2 protein-coding genes are annotated in these 1,843 nt (G+C 65.1%); both read left to right on the top strand.

All coding sequences use genetic code 11. From position 1 onward, the window contains the following. On the top strand, positions 1 to 450 hold a 450-nt coding region (locus Q7U29_RS14960), incomplete at its 5' end, for an Lrp/AsnC family transcriptional regulator (RefSeq protein ID WP_304742712.1). A 119-nt stretch (positions 451 to 569) separates the two neighbouring features. Next, positions 570 to 1,643 (top strand): transglycosylase SLT domain-containing protein, encoded by a 1,074-nt coding sequence (locus tag Q7U29_RS14955; RefSeq protein WP_304742710.1) that lies wholly within the window; start codon positions 570 to 572, stop codon positions 1,641 to 1,643. Positions 1,644 to 1,843 lie beyond the last annotated feature (200 nt).

The following is a 1,843-nucleotide window of genomic DNA, read 5'->3' as shown; positions in this document are numbered from 1 at the left end:
TTCGACGACATCGACCGAAAACTGCTGACCTCGCTGCAGGAGAACGACCGCCTGCCGCTTGCCGAACTCGGCAAGGCGATCGGGGTCGCGACCTCGACGCTGAACGACCGGCTGAAGCGGCTGATGCGGCAGGGCGTCATCAGCGGCTTTCATGCCAAGCTTTCGCCCGAAGTGCTCGGTCTCAATCTGCTGGCATTCGTCTATGTCGGGTGGAGCGATTCGAAAACCGAGTCGGCGTTCCTCGACGCGATTGCACGGATGCCCGGCGTGCTCGAATGCCACCACGTCACCGGCGCCTGGAATTACCTGATGAAGGTGCGGGTACGCACGACCCGCGATCTCGAAACCTTCCTCGCGGCCATGAAAGGCATCGAAGGGGTGCAGCGCACCGAGACCGTGATCGTGCTGTCGACCTCGAAGGAAACCCACGCGGTCGATGTGAGCGGTTAGCGGCTTCCGGGTTAACGCGCCATTAACCATAACCGACGCAGGGTTGCAGGAGGCCTGAGCGCCGCCTGTCGTGCCGAGATGGCCGGGCGGTCGTTTCGCGAGGAGCGGGGCACCAACAGATGTCGGTCGACACGTTAAGCGCCACGGCCACGGCAGGTGTCGAACCCTCGCGCGCCCGGATTGCCGGCGCGATCAAGCAGGCCGCCGACACCACCGGCACCAGCTTCGAATACATGCTGGCCACCGCCAAGATGGAATCCAATTTCAATCCGAAGGCCGCCGCCACCACCTCGTCGGCGCGCGGGCTTTACCAGTTCATCGACCAGACCTGGCTCGGCACCGTGAAGGAAGCCGGCAGCCAGCTCGGCTACGGCAAATATGCCGACGCCATCACGAAAAACCCCTCCGGCGGCTATTCCGTCAGCGATCCCGCCGCCCGCACCGCGATCATGAAGTTGCGCGACGATCCCGAGGCGGCCTCGTCGATGGCGGCGGTGTTTGCCCAGTCCAACAGCTTCAAGCTCACCGGCAAGATCGGGCGCCGCCCGACCGACGGCGAACTCTATATGGCGCATTTCATGGGCGCCAACGGCGCCGGCAAGCTGATCTCGAACGCCGAAAACAATCCGAACGCCTCGGGTGCTGCGTTGTTTCCCAATGCCGCCGCCGCCAACCGCCCGATCTTCTATGACAAGACCGGCCGCGCGCGCAGCGTCTCCGAAGTCTATTCGGTGCTGAACGCGCGCTATGCCAGCGCCGCCAATTCGCAGGCGACGCGTACCGCGATGGCGTCAGCCGGTGGCGACGCGCCGCGGCGCGTGACGCTGGCCAGCGCCACGCCGGCCACGGTGCCGGTGGACAACGCCGCCTACCTCTCGAGCTTTCCGGATTCCCGCGCCGTGACGCCGGTTGCGACGTCGTTCGCATCGGCGCAGACACCACCGCAGCCGACCGATCCGATCTTTCGTTCCCTGTTCCAGGCCGGCGATCGCGCGCAACCGGTCTCGCCGGCGGTTCAGGAATTGTGGGGCAATTCTTCGTCGCTGACTTCGGTTGCGTCAGCAACTGCGGTTGCGTCAGCAACCTCGGTTTCATCAACCAGCGCAGCGCAATCTTTATCGGGACACAAACCCGAAGTCCGGCCGCCAGGCCGGCTCGATCTCTTCAGCGACCGCCTCGGCACCTTCAGCTAGTCCCGTGTCCCGGGCGCGATGCAGCGCATGGCGCTGCTTCGCAGAGCCGGGACCCACACTTTTCCCCCCTTGAGCGATGGCCCCCGGATCTGCAGCGCATCACCCTAGCGCGTCGAAGACGCGCGTGAACGCGCTTATGGTGCTGCGCTGCGTCCGGGGAACGCCGCTGCATCCGGTCGCCGCTCCCTTAACAAAACGTC

This window comes from Bradyrhizobium sp. (assembly GCF_030654605.1).
Classification (GTDB): domain Bacteria; phylum Pseudomonadota; class Alphaproteobacteria; order Rhizobiales; family Xanthobacteraceae; genus Bradyrhizobium.
Note: the sequence above shows the minus strand (reverse complement) of the source record. Positions and strands in the feature narration are given on the sequence as shown.